Source organism: Paractinoplanes durhamensis, assembly GCF_016862175.1.
GTDB classification, from domain to species: Bacteria; Actinomycetota; Actinomycetes; order Mycobacteriales; family Micromonosporaceae; genus Actinoplanes; species Actinoplanes durhamensis.
In genome coordinates this window covers 30,872-50,880 of record NZ_BOML01000017.1, presented here as the reverse complement: position 1 = coordinate 50,880, position 20,009 = coordinate 30,872, and the positions used below count along the sequence as shown (strand labels likewise).

The window sequence follows — 20,009 nt, the reverse complement described above, 5'->3', positions numbered from 1 at the left end:
CGCTCAGCTTTCCGGGGGGCCTGCCGAAGCGACACATGATCGGCAGATCACAGGGAGGGCCGCCGGGCTCGGCCGACGCGGTGGCCGGCGGCGGCTTCGCCGAGCTCCTGATGGTCGCCGCCTCGGTCAACGGCCACGACCGCCAGGCCCAGCGCGCCTGCGGGCTCCCAGCGGTCGGCGTTCTTTAAAGCCTTTCGGCGTACGCGTCCCGCAGCTCCGCCCAGCCGAAGTTCATCGCGTCCCGGCCCCGGACGACCCCGATCGGGTGCGAGGATCGTCGGCGTGCGGGTCTTGATCGTCACGTCCGGGTCGATGGGGGACGTCGCGCCCTTCACCGGGCTGGCCGGGCGGCTCCGGGCGGCCGGCCACACGGTCACCCTGGCCACCCACGAGCCGTTCCGGTCGCTCGTCGAAGCGCTCGGCCTCGGCTTCGTGCCGATCCCCGGTGATCTGCGCGAGACCCTGGAGCGGACCGTCGACGGCGGCGGGCCGCGTGCCCTGGCCCGGATGTTCGCGCTGGCCCGGCCGCTGGTCGCGCAGCTCGGGGCCGGGATCGTCCGGGCCGTGGAGCAGGCGCGACCGGACGCCATGGTGCTCTCCACGCTGGTCGCGCCGCTGGGCTATCAGGTGGCCGAGGCGTTCGGGATCCGGCGGGCGAGCGTCTTTCTGCAGCCGGTGCATCCGTCGCGCGAGTTCGGGCCGGTGCTGGCCGGCGGCCGATCCTTCGGGCCGTACGGGAACCTGGCGCTCGGGCACGTGACGTTCCGGGCCGTGGAGGCGCTCTACGCCGGCACGATCCGCAGCTTGCGGCGGGACCTGGGCCTGCCCCGGACTTCACTGGGAGCGCTTCGCCGGGCCCAGGAGTTCCGGGAGCCCATGTTCCACGGTTTCAGCCCGGCGGTCGTGCCGCGGCCGGCCGACTGGCATCCGTCGCTGCGGGTGACGGGCTATTGGTGGCCCGCCGCCTCTCCCGACAAAGCAGACAAAAGACTCGACGACTTCCTGGCCGGCGAGAAGCCCGTGTTCATCGGGTTCGGGAGCATGGCGCCCGGGCGCGGGCCGGAGCTCGCCGAGACCGTGGTGCGAGCGGTCCGGCAGGCCGGCGTCCGGGCGGTCCTGCAGGCGGGCTGGTCGGGCCTGGCCGCCGCGGACGGCGACGACCTGCTCAGCATCGGCGAGATGCCGCACGAGCAGCTCTTTCCCCGGATGGCGGCGGTGGTCCACCACGCCGGGGCCGGCACCACCGCGGCGGCGCTGCGGGCCGGGGTCCCGGCGGTCGCCGTGCCGCGGCTGGCCGACCAGCCGTTCTGGGCCCGGCGCCTGCACCGGCTCGGCGCGGCCCCGGCCCCGATCCGGCTCGAGGTGGACGCCCTGGCCGCGGCGCTGCGTGAGGTCACCGGCAACCCGCACTACGCGGCCCGGGCGCAGGCCCTGTCGGCCCGGATCCGGGCCGAGGACGGTGCGGCCCCGGTGCTCGATTGGCTGACCACGCCGTATCGGTAAACCGACGCGAACCACCCCACCTGGCGCCGATGCGCTTCGATTGACGGATGACCACGGGGATCAAGGCCGCCGCCTGGCGGGAGGCCTATCTGGGCGGCTCGCCCGAGGCCGAGCGGCAGCTCTTCGCGCGCATGGCCGTGAAGATCATGCAGACGCAGGCGAAGAACCGGAAGGCGGCCGGCGGGCCGGTGGTGCCCGGCTTCCAGGCCAAGGTCACCTTCGCGGTGGACGACGCCGAGCTGCGCTTCCTCGACCTGCCGCCGGAGCTGCGGGTCGGCTTCGCCCAGCCGGGCGCCGTCTATCGCACCGCGGTCCGGTTCAGCAACGCCGAGGGGCGGATCCTCTCCGACCACGAGCCCGACCTGCGCGGCGCCGGCCTGCGGGTGCACGTGTCCGCCGCCGAGCAGCACGACCTGCTGATGACCAGCGCACCGGTGGCGCACGCCCGCGACGCCCGGCAGTTCACCGAGTTCGCGCTGGCCACCGCCGGCGGCGGGCTGGGCCGCTACCTGGGGCTGGGCCGGCTGCTGTTCGTGCTCGGGCCGGCCGAGACCGTGCGGATGGTCCGCAACGTGCAGGCGGGCCGCACCCGGGCCGCGAGCGTGGCCACGGTGACGTATTGGAGCCGCACCCCGATCACGTGGGGCGCGGAGATCGCCGTTCAATACTTCCTGCGGCCGCTCGCCACCGAAGCCGCGTCACCGCCGGCCGGCGATCCGGATTTCCTAGGCCACGAGATGCAGCGCCGGCTGGCTCAGGGCGACGTGCGGTTCGAGCTGTGTGTGCAGCGGTTCCGCGACGAGCGGGAGACGCCGATCGAGGACGCGGCCGTCGACTGGCGCTCGGCCGCCGCGCCGCCCGAGCCGATCGCGGTGCTGACCATCCGCTCCGGCACGCCGGACAGCCCGGCCGCCCGGGAGCTGCGGCTCAACCCGTGGAACACCACCGACGACTTCCGCCCGCTCGGCAACCTCAACCGGGTGCGCAAGGCCGCCTACGACGCCAGCTCGGCGCACCGCAACCGGGAACGCTTCATCACCGAGGTGCCGCTGCGCAACCGGGTCGCGAGCGCCGCCATGCGCGGGCTGTTCGGCCTGGTCAACCGGTTCCGGCCGTGGCATCGGCTGCCGACGTCGCTGGCCCTGCTCAATCTGGCCGCGCTGCGCGACGTGCTGCGCCGGGACAACCTCATCGACACCGAGGTGCGCGAGGCACCCCCGCAGGTCCGGCCGGTGCCGGCGAAGATCGAAGAGGACAAACGCGATTTCCGTACGCCGGACGGCTCCTACGACGACCTGTCCGAGCCGTCGATGGGCGCGGTCGGCGCCGCCTTCGGCCGCAACGTGCCCGGTAGGGCGAACACCGACGAGCCCAACCCGCTCGTGGTCAGCCGGGAGCTGCTGCACCGCGACGCGTTCATCCCGGCGACGTCGCTGAACATCCTGGCCGCCGCGTGGATCCAGTTCCAGGTGCACGACTGGGTGGTGCACGCCCGGCACCCGCTCGGCGTCGACGACGTGCGGGTGCCGCTGCCGCCGGACGTGCCGGGCTGGCGGAACACCCCCGGCGGCCCGCTCGAACCGGAGATGCGGATCGGCGGCAACATCAGCCGGGGCATCGGGGCGGACGGCCACGAGCTGCTGTTCGGCAACGCGGCCTCGCACTGGTGGGACGGCTCCGAGGTGTACGGCACCCAGCCGGAGAAGGCCCGCGAGCTACGCGACGGCGCGAAGCTGCGGCTGACCCCGGAGGGCTACCTACCGGTCGACGTGCACGGCTCGGAGATCACCGGGTTCAACGAGGCGTGGTGGCTCGGCCTCAGCGGCATGCACACGCTCTTCGCCCGCGAGCACAACGTCCTGGTCGACGAGCTGCGCGCCCGCAATCCGCAGTGGACCGACGAGCGGCTCTTCCAGACCGCCCGGCTGATCGTGGCCGCCCTGATCGCCAAGATCCACACGGTGGAGTGGACGCCGGCCATCCTCGCCACCGAGGTGCTCGACCGCGGCATGCACGTCAACTGGTACGGCGTCCCGGCCAAGGACTGGCTGAGCCGCATCGGCCTGTGGCTGACCGACGCGAACGCGTTGCGCGGCATCCCGGCGACGGTCCCCGACCACCACACCGCGCCCTACTCGCTGACCGAGGACTTCGTCACCGTCTACCGGATGCACCCGCTGATCCCGGACGACTACGCGTTCCGGGACGCGGCCACCGGCGGGCACCTGCGCGACGACACCTTCCTCGACCTGCAGGGCGACCGGGCCGACGACGTGCTGCGCGAGCTGGGCCTGGCCAACACCCTGTTCTCGTTCGGCACCGCCCACCCGGGCGCGATCACCCTGCACAACTACCCGAAGGCGCTGCTTCACCTGGAGCGGGAGGGCGAGATCGTCGACCTGTCGGTGGTCGATCTGGTGCGCACCCGCCGCCGCGGCGTCCCCCGCTACAACGATTTCCGCGAGGCCCTGCACCTGCCCCGGATCGAGCGTTTCGAAGACCTCAGTCAGGATCCGGAGACGGTACGCCGCCTGCGCGCCGTCTACCGCGATGTCGACGAGGTGGACACCATGGTCGGCCTGTTCGCCGAGACGCCGCCGGCGGGGTTCGGCTTCTCCGACACGGCGTTCCGGGTCTTCATCCTGATGGCGTCGCGCCGCCTGCAGAGCGACCGCTTCCTGACCGCCGACTACCGCCCGGAGATCTACACCCAGTTCGGCCTGGACTGGATCGCCGAGACCTCGATGACCGCGCTGATCCTGCGCCACTGCCCGGAGCTGGCCGCGGTGCTCCCGGCGTCGGCCAACGCGTTCGCCCCCTGGACGAAGCCTTAGCCGCCCAGCCGCGCGGCCATCGCCTCGCCCAGGGCCTGCACGCCGCGCAGCGGGCGGACCATCACCATGAAGTCGTCGATCCGGCCGTTCTCGTCGACGTGCAGGAAGTCGCAGCCGGTCAGCTCGCGGTCGCCGATGTGCGCCGTGAACACCAGGGCGTGGTCGGCGGCGCCGTCCGCGCCGATCTCCCGCACGTAGCGGAGGTCCTCGAAGACGGTGATCACGGCGCGCAGGATGGTCGCGACCATCGCCTTGCCCTCGTACGGCTTGAAGGCGACCGGGCTGTGGAACACCACGTCGTCGGCGAGCAGCGCGATGGCGGCCTCGATGTCGCCGGCTTCGACGGCGGCGCGGAACGGGTGCATATCTCTCAGGCCTCCGGGAAGGTCAGCTCGGCCAGCTCGTCCTGGTCGAGCAGGTAGTACGCGAGGAAGGTCACGCCCTCCTCGGTGGCGTCGAACCGGGCGATCCGGGTCGCCTCCGGCTCGTAGAACACCTCGCCCGGCCGCAGCGTCCGGGCCTCGCCGCCCTCGATCTGGTAGACGACCGAGCCGGTCACCACGCTGCCGAAGACCGGTCCGTTGTGCACGTGCAGTCCGGCCGCCTGGCCGGCCCGGATCCGGATCTCCCGGACCTCCACCCGTGCGGTCGGCCGTACCTGCGGCAACGTCACGTCCAGCACCACCTGCCGGGTCACCGGCTGCTCGCCGGTCGGCTCCGCCGCTCGCGTCATGATCCGCAGTCTAGGGCCGCCAGCTCCTTGACGGTGACGGCGGACAGGCCCCGACCGGCCAGGGTGCCGAGCAATTCGTCGGTCGTCGCGATCACGCCGTTGCGTTTCCGGCTGCCCTCGTGCAGCACGACGATCGAGCCGGGCCGGACGCCGACGGTCAGGTCGGCGGCGATCCGGGCGTCGCCGGGGCCGCCCTGGTTGCCGGCGACCAGGGTGCCGAGCACGGCCCGCAGGTGCTGATCGGCGGCCGTGCGCAGCATCCGCGGCGTGAACACGCCCGAACCGGGCCGGAACCATGTGACCGGGCCGTACGGGGTGAGCAGCTCGGTCACCCGGGCGAGGTCGCGGCGGAACTGGTCGGCCGGTACGAACGCCGAGCGTTCGTCGCGCATCAGGTGGTTGGCGATCTCGTGGCCGCCGGCGGTGATCGCGGCGACCAGCTCCGGGTGGGCCTGCACCCGCTCCCCGACCAGGAAGAACGTGGCCTTCGCGCGGTGCCGGGCGAGCACCTCCAACAGGCCGGGGGTGGTGTCCGGGCTGGGGCCGTCGTCGAACGTCAGCGCGAAGACCGGCCCCTTCGTGTCCACGAACCAGAGCACGTCGGCGGGGATCAGCCGGGACACCGCGCGGACCGCCGGTTCCCGCCATTTCAGGGCAGCGTCCTGCGCCGCCTGCCCGAGTTGTGCCCAGAGCGCCATCGGAAAAGCCTATGTCGGCTCCCGGCCGTCGGCCCGCGACGGCCTGGTGTTGCAGCTTGGCCGCCGCTGGGGCGGGTTCGGCCTATTTGCGGTTGGGGACTTTTCGGCGCGTACTCATATGGGTTGATGAGAAACGCCCCGCCGGAAGAAATCCGGCGGGGCGTGACCTGGCAGTGTGCGGTGAATTCAGCGCTTGTCGATGGCGACGAAGTCGCGCTCGGGGAAACCCGTGTAGAGCTGGCGCGGACGGCCGATCTTCGTGGCCGGATCGGTCATCATCTCGCTCCACTGAGCGATCCAGCCGGGCAGCCGGCCGAGGGCGAACAGCACCGTGAACATCTTGGTGGGGAAGCCCAGCGCCTTGTAGATCAGGCCGGTGTAGAAATCGACGTTCGGGTACAGCTTGCGGCTGACGAAGTAGTCGTCGCTGAGGGCGATCTCTTCGAGCTGGAACGCGATCTCGAGCAGCGGGTCCGGCTTTTCCAGGGAGCGCAGAACCTCCTGGGCGGCCTTCTTCACGATGGCGGCACGCGGGTCGTAATTCTTGTAGACCCGGTGGCCGAAGCCCATCAGCTTGACGCCTTTTTCCTTGTTCTTCACCCGGGTGACGAACGCGTTGACGTCGCCGCCGTCCTTGCGGATCTGCTCGAGCATTTCGAGCACCGCCGCGTTGGCGCCGCCGTGCAGCGGGCCGGACAGCGCGTTGATGCCGGCCGACACCGACGCGAACAGGTTGGCCTGCGCCGATCCGACCAGGCGGACCGTCGACGTGGAGCAGTTCTGCTCGTGGTCGGCGTGCAGGATGAACAGCATGTCGAGGATCTTGGCGATCTTCGGGTCCACGTCGTACTGCACGGTGGGCAGGCCGAACGTCATGCGCAGGAAGTTCTCGACGTAGTCCAGCGAGTTGTCCGGGTACGGCAACGGGTGGCCGATGCTCTTCTTGTACGCGTACGCCGCGATGGTCGGAAGCTTCGCCATCAGTCGGATCCCGGAAATCTCGACCTGCTCGGGATCGAGCGGATCAAGCGTGTCCTGGTAGAACGTCGACAGCGCGGTGACGGCCGAGGAAAGCACGGCCATCGGGTGCGCGTCGCGCGGGAAACCGGAGAAGAACGAGCGCATCTCCTCCTGAAGCAGCGTGTGCACCCGGATCTTGTCGGCGAAGTCCTTCAACTGCGCCGGCGTCGGCAACGCGTCGTGCATGAGCAGATAAGAGACCTCGAGGAAGGTCGACTTCTCCGCGAGCTGTTCGATCGGGAAACCGCGATAGCGCAGGATGCCCGCGTCACCGTCGATGTAGGTGATCGACGAGGTGGTCGACGCCGTGTTGACGAAACCCTGATCGAGGGTGACGAAGCCGGTCTCTTTGAGAAGGGCACTGACGTCGATGCCGCCCGGACCCTCGACGGCCTCTCGTACCCCCATCGACAGCTGGCCACCCGGGTGGTCGAGCTTGACATCCGTCATGTATTTCCCTCACTTCACCGGCAGATGTCCACAAGAATTTGTCGTTCACCGTAAACCCTCAACCTGAATGGGTCATCAGGTGGCCACCCGCTGAGGGATTGATCACGAAGAGTGGCGCTCTTGCATAGATAATGGTGCACAGACGACAGCGGAGGTGGAAACCGGTGCGGAACCCAGTTGTGGTAGGCGTGACCGGCACGTCGGCCGGTCTGGCCGCCGTCCGGCTGGCCGCTCGCGAGGCGGTCTCGCGCGGCAGTCAGCTCCGAGTGATTCACGCTTTCACCTGGCCTGTTCCGGGGCTTTCCGGGGCCGGCCACGACTACGACCGGGCCCGGCGGACCGCCTCGCAGGTGGTCGAGGAGGCGGTCGCCTCGGCCAAGCGTTCCACACCTCGGGTGCGGGTGACGGGCCAACTCGTGGACGGGGTGCCCGATCGCGTGCTGTTACGCCTGAGCCACAACGCCGTCCTGCTCGTCCTCGGCGACGACGACCTGGCCACCACGCCGTGGCTGCCGCCGGCCTCGGTGCTGGTGCAGACGGTGGCCCGCGCCTGGTGCCCGGTGCTGGTGGCGCGGGGGCCGCGACCGCCGGCCGGTGCGGTGCTGGTCGCCGTGGACGGCTCGCCGAGCGGCATCCTCGCGCTGCGGCACGCCGCCGCCGAGGGCCGCCGCCGCAAGATCGGCGTCGACGTGGTGCACGTGGTGAAGGAATACGGCGGCCGTTTCGAGGAGCAGGGCCGGCGGATCCTCGCCGACACCGTGGCGGCCGTGCCCGACCTGGGCCGGGTGCGGGTCCGGGTGCTCGTCGGCACGCCCGGGGCGGCCCTGGTGCACGCGTCGTCCCACGCCCGGTTGATCGTTCTGGGCCCGCGGGGAGCGCACGACGCCGGATTGCTCGGATCAGTTGCCCGAGAGGTACTGCACAGAGCCGCTTGTCCAGCTATGTTCGTGCACGGCCGAGCGGTGCCGGCCCAGCGGACGCCCTCCGGGACGACCAAGGCGCTTGCACGCTAACAACCCGGGCAAAAGAGCCGATCTGACGGTTGATGATCGAAAAATGGCGACTGCTCGCCCTCACCGGGGTGGCAGCTACGGCCCTGTACCTCTGGGACCTGAACCCGGTGGTCAATGCCGTATGCACGCTGGTGATCGGGGGTAACACGGTCTGGGCGTGCTTCGCCGGGCCGCGCAAGCACGGCGCCGAGCCGCGCCGCGCCTGGAACCTGGTGGGCGCGGCCGGGATCATCTTTCTGATCGGCATCATCATCCGGCCGTTCGTCACCGACCTCGGCCTGCCGCTGCTCGCCGACGCCTGCACGATCCCGGGCTATTTCCTCTTCTGCGGGTTCTTCGTCGAGCTGCTGCGCGCCCGGCAGACCCTGGAATGGCACACCGTCCTCGACGGCATGATCGTCTGCCTGGCCGGTGGGCTCGCCGCCACGCTGCTGCTGGCCATCCCGGCCGCCGCGATCACCGACCGGTCCCCGGTCGTCTCCGCGCTGGCCGGGCTGTACCCGCTCTTCGACGTGGTCCTGCTGATGCTCGTGCTGAGCCTGACCTTCACCGCCCGCACCTGGCCGCCCAGCCTGATCAGCATGCTGCTGGCGATGGCGCTGCTGTTCGTCGGTGACCTGGGGTACGCGATCGTCGGCGCGTCCGGCCACCTCTACACCACTCCCCTGCTCGACGCCCCGCTGCTGCTCGCCTACACGGCCTTCGGCGTGACACCGATCCACCCGTCCGCGGTCGAGATGGGCAAACCGGCCCGGCCGCCGGTGCCGGCCTGGTCCGGGCGCCGGATGGTGCTGCTCATCCCGGCCCTGGCCACGCCGTTCGTGCTGCTCGTGACGAACGGCCAGACCACCGGGCACCGGCTGGCGATCGGCGCGGTCGGCGCGGTCGCCGTGTCGCTGCTGCTGGTCCGGGCGATCGCGGCGGTGAAGGCGCAGGCCGCGGCCCAGCACCTCGCCGAGCACCAGGCCACCCACGACCAGCTCACCGGGCTGCCCAACCGCCGGATGATCGCCACCCAGATCGACCGGCTGCTCGACAAGACCCCGACCGGCGGCCCCGAGTCGACCTGGGTGGTCGTGCTCGGCCTGGACGGCTTCAAGTACGTCAACGACTCCTGGGGCCACGACACCGGTGACCGGCTCGTCATCGAGGTCGGCGAACGGCTGCGCGGCTGCGTGCCCGAGTCGACGCCGGTGGCCGCGCTCGGCGGCGACGAGTTCCTGGTCACCGTGATCGGTGACCAGCCCGCCGCCGACCGGCTCGTCGCCGACCTGCGCGCCTGCTTCGACCGCCCGTTCGTGGTCAGCGACGTCGAACTGCGGATGAGCACGTCGATCGGGATCGCCCACGCCGGCCCGGACGGTGAGCCCGAGGAGCTGATGCGCGACGCCGACACGGCGATGTACCAGGCCAAGGCGGCCGGCCCCGGCAACACCACGATCTTCGACATCTCCATGCACGACGAGGTGCGGCACCGCATCGAGATGGAGGTGGCGCTGCGCCGCGCGCTCGGCGACAACCAGCTGTGGGTCGCCTACCAGCCGCTCATCGACATCGACAGCGGACGGGCGATCGGGGCCGAGGCGCTGGTCCGCTGGGTGCACCCGGAGCAGGGCCCGATCTCGCCGGCCGTCTTCATCCCGATCGCCGAGGACGCCGGCCTGATCGGGATGCTCGGCGACTGGGTCCGCCAGGAGGCGCTGCGCCAGCTGTCCGCGTGGCGGGCCGACGGCACCGTCGACGACGACTTCTACCTCTCCATCAACGTGTCCGCCAAACAGCTCACCGTGCCGACGTTCCCGCTGGTCGTGTCGGCCGAGATGCTCCAGTTCGGGGTGCCGGCCCGGTGCGTGGCCCTGGAGATGACCGAGTCGGTCATGGTCGACGGCACCGGCACCAGTGCCCGCACCGTCTACGAGCTGCGCGAACTCGGGGTCAAGCTGCTGATCGACGACTTCGGCACCGGCTTCTCCGGCCTCGGCTACCTGCGCCGTTTCCCGGTCACCGGCGTCAAGATCGACCGGTCGTTCGTGGTCGGTCTCGGCGCCGACGACGAGGCCGGCGAGATCGTCCGGGCGATCGTGGCGATGAGTCAGGCGCTGCGACTCAGCGTGATCGCCGAGGGGGTCGAGACCCGGGTGCAGCGGGACGCGCTCGCCGCCATGGGGGTGGTCATCGGGCAGGGCTGGCTGTGGGGCCCGGCGGTCGCACCTGCGGAATTCGTCACTTCCTGGCACGCGTCCGGCACCGCGGCCCAGCTCGCGGCGGGCCTTACTGAGCGTCAGAGGTGAAACCTTCCGAAGGGCCCTTGGCAGGACCGGCCCGGCTCGGGCATCATCCTCCCCTGACGTAACCGGGGTCACACCCGAAACCGGGAGGAGGACGACATGGTGGCAATGACGGGAGTCCTGCTCGTGCTCACGGCCGGCCTCGCCGCGGCGCTGATGGCGGCGGTGCGCTGACCTTTTCCGGCATGCTTGGCCGATGCGCTTCGCCACCTGGAACGTCAACTCGGTCAAGGCCCGGCTGCCCCGGCTGCTCGCATGGCTCGACGCGACCAAGCCCGACGTGCTCTGCCTGCAGGAGACCAAGGTCGCGGCCGACGGCTTCCCCTCCGCCGAGGTCGCCGAGCTCGGCTACGAGACGGCGGCGTACGGGCAGGGCCGGTGGAACGGCGTGGCGCTGCTGTCCCGCATCGGCCTCGCCGACATCCGCAACGGCTTCCCGGGCGAGCCCGGCTACCCCGACCCGGAGGCGCGGGCGATCAGCGCCACGGCCGGCGGGATCCGCTTCACCTCGGTGTACGTGCCCAACGGCCGCACCCCTGATGACCCCCACTACCAGTACAAACTCGCCTGGCTGGCGGCCTTGCGCCCGGTTCTCGCCGCTGAGGTGGCCGCCGGCCCGGCCGTGGTGGCCGGCGACTTCAACGTGGCGCCCACCGACGACGACGTGTGGGACCCGGCGGTCTTCGTCGACTCCACCCACGTCACCCCGGCCGAGCGGGCCGCCCTGGCCGCGATCCGCGACATCGGGCTGACCGACATCGTCGCCCGGCCGATGAAGGGTGATCATCCCTTCACCTATTGGGACTACCGGGCCGGCATGTTCCACAAGAACCTCGGCATGCGGATCGACCTCGTTCTGGCCACCCCGCCGGTCGCCGGCCGGGTGACCGACGCGGTGGTGGATCGGGAGGCCAGGAAGGGCAAAGGCCCCTCCGACCACGCCCCGATCGTGGTCGACATCGATGGATGACCATCCATGATCAACCTGCCGTAACGCGCCGATATGACCGCCACGCACTAGTCTGAGGTCAGACGATCACATCGGCGGGCGAACGGAAGGGGAGACCTTGCAGTCTGCTGCCTCCAGCCGGGTCCGCACCGATGGGCCGGCACCGGCGCTGCTCCGCGCCGCGCTCGACGCCGCCGACGAGGCGGTGCTGCTCTGCGGCACCGTCGACGACGAGATCCTGCTGGTCAACGCCGCGGCCGCCCGCCTGGTCCCGGGCCTGACGCCGGGCGGCGCCTGCCCGCTCGACGGCCTGACCGGCGCGCTGGCCACCGGCGCCGACAGCTTCACCGACGAGTACGCCGGGCGCCACCTCGCCGGCCGGCGGCGGGCGCTGGATGCCGGCCACTACGGGTGGTATTTGCGCGATCGCACCGAAGAGGTCAACCGGGCCGCCGCGCTGCAGGCCGAACGGGCCCGCACCTCGTTCCTGGCCGAGGCCGGCCGCCGGCTGTCCACCTCCCTGCACCAGGGCCGCTGCCTGCGCACCACCGCCGAGATGGCGGTCGCCCACCTGGCCGACGCGGCCGTGGTGGTGCTGCCCGCCGACCGCCGCCGCAACACCTGGCTGCGACTCGCCGAGGGCGGCCGCATCGAGGAGGGCACGGTCCCGGAAAGCCGGCTCGCCGACGTCCCCGGCCTGGTCGAGGTGCTGGGCGGCTTCCCGCCCATCCCCAGCCGGTGGCTGGACGCCGCGCAGGCCCCGGAGTGGCTCGGGCTCGGCCCGATCGGTGCGCTGCTGGTCACCCCGCTGCCCGGCAACGCCGCCCCGGCCGGCGCCCTGATCCTGGCCCGCCGCGACCGCGCGTTCACCCCCGACGACGAGATCCTCGCCCGCAGCTTCGCGGCCCGGGCCGGCGCCGCCCTCTCGGCCGCGGGCCTCTACCGCGAGCAGGCCGACACCGCCGCCATCCTGCAGGCCGACCTCCTCCCGCCCGAGCTGATCCAGCTCGACGGCGTCGAGCTGGTCGGCTCCTACCAGGCCGCCCACGAGGCGGCCCGGATCGGCGGCGACTTCTACGACGTGTTCGCCCCCAACCAGCCCGGCGGCGACACCGTGCTGGCCCTCGGCGACGTGTGCGGCACCGGCCCCGAGGCCGCCGTCCTCACCGGCAAGGTCCGCCAGACGCTGCGCGCCCTGCACCTGGTCGACGCCGACCCGACCGCCATGCTGCGGGTCCTCAACCAGGCGCTGCTCCAGTCCGGCCGGCCGCACCGCTTCGTCACCCTGGTCGTCGGCGCGCTCCGCCGCGCCGAGCACGGCCGGGTCCGGCTCACCCTCGCCACCGGCGGCCACCCGCCGCCGCTGGTCCTGCGCAACGACGGCCAGGTCGAGGAGGTGCCGGTCAGCGGCACCCTGATCGGCGCGGTCCGCGAGACGGTCGTGCACCCGGCCGAGGTCGAGCTGGCCCCCGGCGAGCTGTGCCTGCTCTACAGCGACGGCCTCACCGAGGCCCGCGGCGGCCCGACCGCGACCGATCAGTACGGCGAGGCCCGCCTCCGCGCGGCCCTGTCCACCTGCCAGGGCCTGCCCGCCACCGCCACCGTCGAACGCCTCCGCCAGCTCGTCTCCGACTGGATGCACGGCGGCGCCCGCGACGACATCGCGATGCTGGCGGTGCGCGCCCCCGGCCGGACGGCCCTGAGCCTGCGCGACGGCGGTGCCCCCAACGAGTCACCGTTCGCCCTCACCACACGGAGGGTCCGCCAGCGCTCATGACGGTCTTCACCCCGACCCCACCGCTCCGCCTCGACGACCCCGGCCTGGGCGATCACTTCCTGCGCCTGGTCGGCGACGGCGACGAGTACGGCGCGGTGAAAGTGGTCACCACCCTGCACGACCAGGGCGTCCCCACCCAGCGGATCATGATGGACCTGATCGGCCCGACCCAGATCCGGGTCGGCGACCTGTGGGCGGCCAACGAGTGGACGGTGGCCCGCGAACACGCCGCCACGGCCACCGCCGAACGCGCCCTCGCCGCCATCGCCGCCCGCAACACGGTCCGCCCGACCCGGGGCCGCATCACCATCGCGTGCGTGGACGGCGAGTGGCACGCCCTGCCGGTCCGCATCCTGGCCGAGATGCTCCGCCTGGACGGCTGGCGGGTCGACTTCCTGGGCCCGTCGGTCCCCGGCCAACACCTGGTCACCCACCTGCACCAGACCGGCCCCGACGCGGTCGCCCTGAGCTGCATGATCCCGACCCGCCTGCCCCGGGCCCACGCCGCGATCACCGCGTGCCGCTCGGCCGGCGTCCCGGTGATCGCCGGCGGCCGCGGCTTCGGCCCCGGCGGCCGCTACGCCCAGCTGCTCGGCGCCGACGCGTGGGCGGCCGGCGCCGAGGGCGCGGTCTCCCGCCTGGGCGGCGCCTGGCCACCGCCGGCGCGCGACCCGCTGGTGCACGCTTTCCTGGGAAACGACGAATACACGTATGTGGTGCGCCACCGCCCCGACCTGCTCACCGGCGGCATGCGATCGCTGCGGGCGTCCTACCCCGCGATGGCGTCCTACGACGACCACCAGACCGACGCCACGCTCGAGGACATGGGCCACGTGGTCGACTTCCTGGCCGCCGCCCTGTATGTGAGCGAGCCCCAGATCTTCACCGACTTCGTCGACTGGACCCTCGAGGTGCTACGGGCGCGGGGCGTGCCACCGGTAGCGCTGCACGCCGGCCTCCAGGTGATCCACGACCAGCTCCGCGACTACCCGACCGCCCTGTCCTACCTGGACACCGGCTTGTCCCACACCAGCACGACCTGACCGCTCGGTTCCCGCCGATTAATTCGGTCGCGCGGGCGGGGCGGGCGGGCTAACGTGGCCGACATGATCCTTTGATGCTTCCTGGCCGCGGTCGCGGCCCATGCGTTCCGGTTCCGGGTGCTCCGGCGGGTTGTCCGCCGTGGAGACGCCGACGTGCCGACGCCCGGAGCAATCTCGTTGTCATTCCACGGCTTCACCCTGACCAGCCCACCCCGGGTGGCGCGGCCGCCGCATGCGCGGCCGCCGCCCGGGGCCGGGCGCGAAGGAGGTTCGTATGCCCCCGCAGAGCTTTTCGGTCCACGTAGACCAAGACGATCTCGCCGCCACCCTTTTCCGGTCGGCCACCGGCAACCAGCCGGGTGATCGTCCGAGCCTGGCCGCCGCCGTGGACGCCGGTCACCACGGTGCCCGCGACGGCCGGCAGGCAGCCCGCGGCCGATCCGAGCGCGACCACGCCCGCTCCGGCGGCGGAAAGTCCCGCTCCTACGCGTTCCGGCGCAGCTAGGCCGCACCTCGCGGCGCGCGACCACGAAGCCCGGCAGGTCAGCGACCTGCCGGGCCATCGTGGACGGGTCAGCCCAGCTCGGCGTATACGTCGTCGAGGGAGCCGTGGTACATCTCGGTTCGGGCGTTGAAGTTGGGGGCTCCGATGCGCAGCGGGGACGCGTTGCTGATGTTCAGCGTTGCCGGGATCGTCGTCTGGCCGCGCTGGACGTTGTCGACGAAGACGGTCAGCGTTGTCGCGGTGCGGGCGCACAGGATCTTGTGCCACTGGCCGTCGGTGACCGGGGCGGACGAGCGCGCGAAGTAGGCAGTGGCCGAACCGGTGCCGGTCACCACGCAGTGTGCGCGGCCGTTGGTGGCGCCCAGCTGCATCTTCCACTGGCTGCCGGTGCCGGCGACGCCCTTCTGCATGATGTTGGCCGAGCCGCCCAGCTGCGCCTGGGTCAGGCGGATCCGGGCCGACCATTTGAATCCCCGGGTGCCGGGGTTCAGGTCGGCGGCGCTCGGTGCCTCCATCAGGCCCTGCGGGCAGGCGGTCGTGGCGGCCGCGCAGAGGGCCGGGAAGGTGGCCGCGCCGCCCTCGAAGCGGATCACGCCCTGGTTGGCGGCGCGGACGCTGAGCGCCTGGCCACGCCCGGAGGTGTCGGCGATCTTGCCGGCGGTGGCGCCGGAATTGAAGTCCCAGCGCGCCACCAGAGCGACGGCGGTGGGAGCGGGATTGTCCGCCAGGGCGGGCGACGCCGGGATCAACAGCCCGGCCGCCGCCGCGAGTGCAATTGCGATCTTCATACCTACTAGATCGCCTTACGCCCGGTTTCTTACCAAATATCAGGGAAGAACGTCAAGAGCGTCGGCCAGCATGCAGACGCCCAGCAGGCGCAGCATGTGCCAGTCGGCGGCCATCCAGTCGGCCGGCCGGGTCGGCGCCTCGCCGACGGCCGGGACGGTGCGGCCGCCGCGGCGGGCGGCGTGGACGATCGAGGTCGCGTACGCGGCCAGGCCGGCGGCGTCGGCGTCGCGGTCGGCGTCGACGAGCGCGTCCCGGACGGCGGCGGCGTGCTGGTCGACCAGGGCGAGCAGGCCCGGGTCGGCGAGCGCGGCGGACAGGCCGTCGACGCCCACCCGCGCCATCATCTCGTCCAGCAGCGCGGCAGCCGGGTCGGCGACCGGAATGTCCGCGGCGGTGGAAATCGGGGCGAAGGCGAGGAATTCGTTCGTCATGGCCAGAACGCTAGGGCCTGCTCAACCCCTTCGACAGGGGGGTAACCGAACGGCACCCGAGCGCCTCCGACCCCGCTACGCAGGGAGCTGGTCCATCGCCTTGAAGACCCTTTTGTCCGAAATCGGATAGGCGGTTCCGAGGGCCTGCGCGAACAGGTTGACCCGCAGTTCCTCGATCATCCAGCGGACCGCGGTGAGCTCGTCGGACGGCGACAACTCGGCCTTGAGCTCGCGGTACTCCGACTCGATCTCGTGGATCTGCGCCATCAGCTGCCGGTCCCGGGGCAGGTTGGTGCCGACCCGGTCCAGCCGGTACGAGATGGCCCGCAGGTAGCGCGGCAGGTGATGCAGCTGCCGCCACCCGGTGGCGGTCACGAACCCGGGATAGACCAGGCCCTTGAGCTGCGCCCGGATGTCGGCGAGCGCGGCGAGGAGGGCCGGATTGCTGCTGCTGGTGATCCGCTGCGACACCTCGTACGTGGTCGCGAGCACCGCCTGCACCTGGGTGACCACGTTCGCCACCGCGTCGACGAGATCCTCGCGCACCGCGTCGCGCAGGGTGGCGAAGGCCGGCGACGACCAGGCCGGTCCCCCGGCGTCGGCGACCAGCCGGTCGACGGCCGCGCCGGCGCAGTCGTCGAGAAGGTCGGAGATCGACCGGTACGGGTTACCGCGGGACAGCTCCAGCTTGGCCCGGTTGTCGAGCCGCCCCTGGAGATAGCGGGCGGCCGGCGGCAGGGTCAGCAGAAGGAGCTTCCGGGTGCCGGCGATCATCGCGAGCCGCTGATCGGCCTCGCTTTCGAAGACGCGTACGGCGACCGAGTCCCCTTCGTCGACCAGCGCGGGGAAGACCGCCACCTCGTACCCGCCGCGGACCTGCTGAAGGCGGCGCGGCAGCGCGCCGAAGTCGTTGGTGGTGATGCCCCGCCGTTCGATGTTGCCGGCGGCGGCGGAGAGCGTCTGCTGGACCTTCGGCGCGAGCGAGCGCCGCAGCACGTCGAGGTCGCGGCCCTCCCCCAGCACCTTGTCGTTCTCGTCGACGACCCGGAAGTTCATCCGCAGGTGGGACGGCACCTCACCGGGCCGCCAGGCGTCGGCGGGAACCACCGTGCCGGTGAGCCGGCGCAGCTCGGCCCCGGCCGCGTCGGGCAGCGCGCCGCGCCGCGCCGGAATCCGGTCGAGCACCGCCTCGGCCCAGTCCGGCACCGGCACGAAGCTGGTCCGCAGCGCCTTCGGCAGGGCCCGGATCAGCGCGATCACCACGTCTTTCCGGAAGCCGGGCACCGACCAGCCGAAGTCGTCGCCGTCGAGCTTGTTGAGCAGCGGCAGCGGCACCCGCACGGTGACGCCGTCGTCGGTCGCGTTCGGGTCGAAGTGGTAGGTGAGCGGCAGTTTGACCCCGCCGGCCAGCCAGGCGTCCGGGAACGCGTTCGGGTCGATCGTGTCGCGGCCGGAGTTGACGAGCATTTCCCGGGTGAAGGTGAGCAATTCCGGGTCGGTGCGGCGGGCTTTCTTCCACCACGAGTCGAAATGCCGGGCGGAGACCACGTCGGCGGGAATGCGGGCGTCGTAGAGCGCGTAGACGGTCTCGTCGTCGACCGCGATGTCCCGGCGCCGGGCCCGATTTTCCACCTCCTCGATGCGTTCGAGAAGGGCCTTGTTGGCGGCGAAGAACGGATGGAACGTGTCCCAGTCGCCCTCGACAAGCGCGTGCCGGATGAACAGCTCGCGGCACAGCACCGGGTCCACCTTGGAATAGAGCACCCGGCGGCGCGGCACGATCGGCAGGCCGTAGAGGGTGACCTTCTCGAAGGCCATCACCGCGCCCTGCTTCTTTTCCCAGTGCGGCTCGCTGTAGGAGTGTTTGACCAGGTGGGGGGCGAGTTTCTCGGCCCATTCGGGTTCGATGCGGGCGTTGACCCGGCCCCACAGGCGGCTGGTCTCGACCAGCTCGGCCGACATCACCCAGCGCGGTTGCTTCTTGAAGAGGGCCGAGCCGGGGAAGATGGCGAATTTGGCGCCGCGGGCACCGAGGTACTCGCGCTTGTCGCCCTCTTTCAGGCCGATGTGGCTGAGCAGACCGGCGAGAAGAGCGGTGTGCACATGGGCACCCTCGGCGACGTCCGCACGGTTCTCGTCGAGGGTCAAGCCGAGGGTACGGGCCACCTGCCGCAGCTGGGCGTAGATGTCCTGCCATTCCCGGACCCGCAGGTAGTTGAGGAATTCGGCGCGGCACAGCCGGCGGAACTGGTTGCCGGAGAGCTCCTGCTGTTTCTCGCGCAGGTAGCGCCACAGGTTGAGGTAGCTGAAGAAGTCCGATTCCTTGTCGACGAACCGGGCGTGCTTCTCGTCGGCCTGCTGCTGCTTCTCGGTCGGGCGCTCGCGCGGGTCCTGGATGGAGAGCGCGGCCGCGATCACCATCACCTCGGCGACGCATTCCTGCTTGTCGGCCTCGATGACCATCCGGGCCAGCCGCGGGTCGACCGGCAGCTGGGCGAGTTGGCGGCCCAACGGGGTCAGTTTGCGCTCGTCGAGCGCGCCCAGCTCCTCGAGCAGCTTGATGCCGTCGGTGATGTTGCGCCGGTCGGGCGGGTCGATGAACGGGAACTTCGCGAGATCGCCGAGCCCGAGGTTGGTCATCTGGAGGATGACCGACGCGAGGTTCGTCCGCAGAATCTCCGGCTCGGTGAACTCGGGCCGCGACTCGAAGTCCTCCTCCGAGTAGAGCCGGATGCAGATGCCGTCGGCGACCCGGCCGCAGCGGCCCTTGCGCTGGTTGGCGCTGGCCTGCGAGACCGCTTCGATGGGCAGCCGCTGCACCTTGAGCCGGTGCGAGTAGCGGCTGATCCGGGCGGTGCCGGGATCGATGACGTAGCGGATGCCGGGGACGGTCAGCGACGTCTCGGCGACGTTGGTGGCGAGCACGACCCGGCGCTGCGAGTGCCGTTCGAAGACCCGGTGCTGCTCGGCGGCGGAGAGCCGGCCGTAGAGCGGCACGATGTCGGTGTTGCGCAGGTCGCGCTTGCCGAGCGCCTCGGCGGTGTCCCGGATCTCCCGCTCGCCGGAGAGGAAGACCAGGATGTCCCCGTCCCCTTCGCGGCCGAGCTCGTCGACCGCCTGAGCGATGCCGTCGACCTGGTCCATCGGCTCTTCGGTCTCGTCCTCGGCGTCCACGGTGACGAGGGGCCGATAGCGGGTCTCCACCGGGAAGGTGCGGCCCGTCACCTCGATGACGGGGGCGCCACCGAAGTGCGCGGCGAACCGGGCGGTCTCGATCGTCGCCGACGTGATGATCAGCTTCAGGTCGGGGCGGCGCGGCAGCAGCTCCCGCAGGTAGCCGAGGATGAAGTCGATGTTGAGGCTGCGCTCGTGCGCCTCGTCGATGATCAGCGTGTCGTAGCGGTACAGCATCCGGTCGTTCTGGATCTCGGCGAGCAGGATGCCGTCGGTCATCACCTTGACCATGGTCTCGTCGCTGACCTGGTCGGTGAAGCGCACCTTGTAGCCGACCGTGGAGCCGAGCGGCCGGTCGAGCTCCTCGGCGATGCGCTCGGCGACCGTGCGGGCCGCGATCCGCCGCGGCTGGGTGTGCCCGATCTGGCCGCGCACCCCGCGCCCCAGCTCCATACAGATCTTGGGGATCTGGGTGGTCTTGCCGGAGCCGGTCTCGCCGGCCACCACGACGACCTGGTGGTCGCGGATGGCGGCCAGGATGTCGTCCTTGCGCTGGCTGACCGGCAGCGACTCGGGATAGGTGATCTTCGGGACGGAGGCGAGCTTCGCGTCGAGGCGGGCCCGGGCGGTGACCGCGTCCGCCTCGATCTCGGCGAGCACGGCGGCCCGGGCCGCCTCATCACGGATCTTGCGCGTGCCGTCCAGCCGGCGCTGCAGCCGCCGTTCGTCGCGGGGAAGGAGTTCGGCGAGCCGGGAGCGGAGTTCGGCGGGTGTTGTCGACATGGCGCAGCAAGAATAGGCG

At 71.4% G+C, this 20,009-nt stretch carries 16 protein-coding genes; 9 read left to right on the top strand and 7 right to left on the bottom strand.

Annotated elements, in window-relative coordinates:
- The first annotated feature begins 35 nt into the window (after positions 1–35).
- The 3 genes from Adu01nite_RS09265 (at position 36) to Adu01nite_RS09255 (ending at position 4,337) form a co-directional block, all read left to right on the top strand.
- On the top strand, positions 36–188 hold the full coding sequence (locus Adu01nite_RS09265) for a hypothetical protein (protein WP_203726152.1): 153 nt from the start codon (positions 36–38) through the stop codon (positions 186–188).
- A 94-nt stretch (positions 189–282) separates the two neighbouring features.
- Positions 283–1,503, top strand: coding sequence for a glycosyltransferase (locus Adu01nite_RS09260; RefSeq protein ID WP_203726151.1), 1,221 nt, complete (start codon positions 283–285; stop codon positions 1,501–1,503).
- Between the two features lie 47 nt (positions 1,504–1,550).
- A complete protein-coding gene (locus tag Adu01nite_RS09255; RefSeq protein ID WP_203726150.1) occupies positions 1,551–4,337 on the top strand; it encodes a peroxidase family protein in 2,787 nt (928 codons plus the stop codon).
- Here Adu01nite_RS09255 and Adu01nite_RS09250 read toward each other — a convergent pair.
- The 4 genes from Adu01nite_RS09250 to Adu01nite_RS09235 all read right to left on the bottom strand — a co-directional run bounded on the left by Adu01nite_RS09250 (position 4,334) and on the right by Adu01nite_RS09235 (position 7,238).
- Complete coding sequence (locus Adu01nite_RS09250; protein WP_203726149.1) at positions 4,334–4,702, bottom strand: nuclear transport factor 2 family protein; 369 nt, start codon at positions 4,700–4,702, stop codon at positions 4,334–4,336. The genes Adu01nite_RS09255 and Adu01nite_RS09250 overlap by 4 nt on opposite strands.
- A gap of 5 nt (positions 4,703–4,707) precedes the next feature.
- A complete protein-coding gene (locus tag Adu01nite_RS09245) occupies positions 4,708–5,070 on the bottom strand; it encodes a cupin domain-containing protein (RefSeq protein WP_203726148.1) in 363 nt (120 codons plus the stop codon).
- On the bottom strand, positions 5,067–5,768 hold the full coding sequence (locus Adu01nite_RS09240) for a polysaccharide deacetylase family protein (protein WP_203726147.1): 702 nt from the start codon (positions 5,766–5,768) through the stop codon (positions 5,067–5,069). The genes Adu01nite_RS09245 and Adu01nite_RS09240 overlap by 4 nt, the downstream gene beginning before the upstream one ends.
- 186 nt (positions 5,769–5,954) lie before the next feature.
- Complete coding sequence (locus Adu01nite_RS09235) at positions 5,955–7,238, bottom strand: citrate synthase (RefSeq protein WP_203726146.1); 1,284 nt, start codon at positions 7,236–7,238, stop codon at positions 5,955–5,957.
- Positions 7,239–7,402: 164 nt separating this feature from the next.
- Here Adu01nite_RS09235 and Adu01nite_RS09230 point away from each other — a divergent pair, with 164 nt between their 5' ends.
- The 6 genes from Adu01nite_RS09230 (at position 7,403) to Adu01nite_RS09205 (ending at position 14,813) form a co-directional block, all read left to right on the top strand.
- Positions 7,403–8,251 carry a universal stress protein gene (locus Adu01nite_RS09230; protein WP_203726145.1) on the top strand — a complete coding sequence of 283 codons (849 nt, stop codon included), beginning with the start codon at positions 7,403–7,405 and terminating at the stop codon, positions 8,249–8,251.
- A gap of 32 nt (positions 8,252–8,283) precedes the next feature.
- Positions 8,284–10,542: a putative bifunctional diguanylate cyclase/phosphodiesterase gene (locus tag Adu01nite_RS09225; protein WP_203726144.1), complete on the top strand. Its 2,259-nt coding sequence runs from the start codon at positions 8,284–8,286 to the stop codon at positions 10,540–10,542.
- Positions 10,543–10,735: 193 nt separating this feature from the next.
- Positions 10,736–11,509 carry an exodeoxyribonuclease III gene (locus tag Adu01nite_RS09220; protein ID WP_203726143.1) on the top strand — a complete coding sequence of 258 codons (774 nt, stop codon included), beginning with the start codon at positions 10,736–10,738 and terminating at the stop codon, positions 11,507–11,509.
- Positions 11,510–11,606: 97 nt separating this feature from the next.
- The gene (locus tag Adu01nite_RS09215; protein WP_203726142.1) at positions 11,607–13,265 is read left to right on the top strand and encodes a PP2C family protein-serine/threonine phosphatase; all 1,659 of its coding nucleotides are present in this window, start codon (positions 11,607–11,609) and stop codon (positions 13,263–13,265) included.
- Entirely contained in the window at positions 13,262–14,308 is a 1,047-nt protein-coding gene (locus tag Adu01nite_RS09210; protein ID WP_203726141.1) for a cobalamin B12-binding domain-containing protein, read from the top strand. Before Adu01nite_RS09215 ends, Adu01nite_RS09210 begins: the two co-directional genes overlap by 4 nt.
- A 274-nt stretch (positions 14,309–14,582) precedes the next feature.
- On the top strand, positions 14,583–14,813 hold the full coding sequence (locus tag Adu01nite_RS09205) for a hypothetical protein (protein WP_203726140.1): 231 nt from the start codon (positions 14,583–14,585) through the stop codon (positions 14,811–14,813).
- 68 nt (positions 14,814–14,881) lie between these two features.
- On the opposite strand, the gene Adu01nite_RS09200 is transcribed toward Adu01nite_RS09205, so the two are convergent.
- The 3 genes from Adu01nite_RS09200 to hrpA all read right to left on the bottom strand — a co-directional run bounded on the left by Adu01nite_RS09200 (position 14,882) and on the right by hrpA (position 19,990).
- On the bottom strand, positions 14,882–15,601 hold the full coding sequence (locus Adu01nite_RS09200) for a LamG-like jellyroll fold domain-containing protein (RefSeq protein ID WP_203726139.1): 720 nt from the start codon (positions 15,599–15,601) through the stop codon (positions 14,882–14,884).
- Positions 15,602–15,640: 39 nt separating this feature from the next.
- A complete protein-coding gene (locus Adu01nite_RS09195) occupies positions 15,641–16,033 on the bottom strand; it encodes a DUF6401 family natural product biosynthesis protein (protein ID WP_203726138.1) in 393 nt (130 codons plus the stop codon).
- Between the two features lie 75 nt (positions 16,034–16,108).
- On the bottom strand, positions 16,109–19,990 hold the full coding sequence (gene hrpA, locus Adu01nite_RS09190) for an ATP-dependent RNA helicase HrpA (protein WP_203726137.1): 3,882 nt from the start codon (positions 19,988–19,990) through the stop codon (positions 16,109–16,111).
- Between the last annotated feature and the right edge of the window lie 19 nt (positions 19,991–20,009).

Bases quoted from the DNA above. Each gene is read 5' to 3' on its own strand.
- Adu01nite_RS09265 (WP_203726152.1), top strand. From the start codon at position 36: ATGATCGGCAGATCACAGGGAGGGCCGCCGGGCTCGGCCGACGCGGTG.
- Adu01nite_RS09255 (WP_203726150.1), top strand. From the start codon at position 1,551: ATGACCACGGGGATCAAGGCCGCCGCCTGGCGGGAGGCCTATCTGGGC.
- Adu01nite_RS09250 (WP_203726149.1), bottom strand. From the start codon at position 4,702: ATGCACCCGTTCCGCGCCGCCGTCGAAGCCGGCGACATCGAGGCCGCC.
- Adu01nite_RS09245 (WP_203726148.1), bottom strand. From the start codon at position 5,070: ATGACGCGAGCGGCGGAGCCGACCGGCGAGCAGCCGGTGACCCGGCAG.
- Adu01nite_RS09240 (WP_203726147.1), bottom strand. From the start codon at position 5,768: ATGGCGCTCTGGGCACAACTCGGGCAGGCGGCGCAGGACGCTGCCCTG.
- Adu01nite_RS09235 (WP_203726146.1), bottom strand. From the start codon at position 7,238: ATGACGGATGTCAAGCTCGACCACCCGGGTGGCCAGCTGTCGATGGGG.
- Adu01nite_RS09225 (WP_203726144.1), top strand. From the start codon at position 8,284: ATGATCGAAAAATGGCGACTGCTCGCCCTCACCGGGGTGGCAGCTACG.
- Adu01nite_RS09220 (WP_203726143.1), top strand. From the start codon at position 10,736: ATGCGCTTCGCCACCTGGAACGTCAACTCGGTCAAGGCCCGGCTGCCC.
- Adu01nite_RS09210 (WP_203726141.1), top strand. From the start codon at position 13,262: ATGACGGTCTTCACCCCGACCCCACCGCTCCGCCTCGACGACCCCGGC.
- Adu01nite_RS09205 (WP_203726140.1), top strand. From the start codon at position 14,583: ATGCCCCCGCAGAGCTTTTCGGTCCACGTAGACCAAGACGATCTCGCC.
- Adu01nite_RS09200 (WP_203726139.1), bottom strand. From the start codon at position 15,601: ATGAAGATCGCAATTGCACTCGCGGCGGCGGCCGGGCTGTTGATCCCG.
- Adu01nite_RS09195 (WP_203726138.1), bottom strand. From the start codon at position 16,033: ATGACGAACGAATTCCTCGCCTTCGCCCCGATTTCCACCGCCGCGGAC.
- hrpA (WP_203726137.1), bottom strand. From the start codon at position 19,990: ATGTCGACAACACCCGCCGAACTCCGCTCCCGGCTCGCCGAACTCCTT.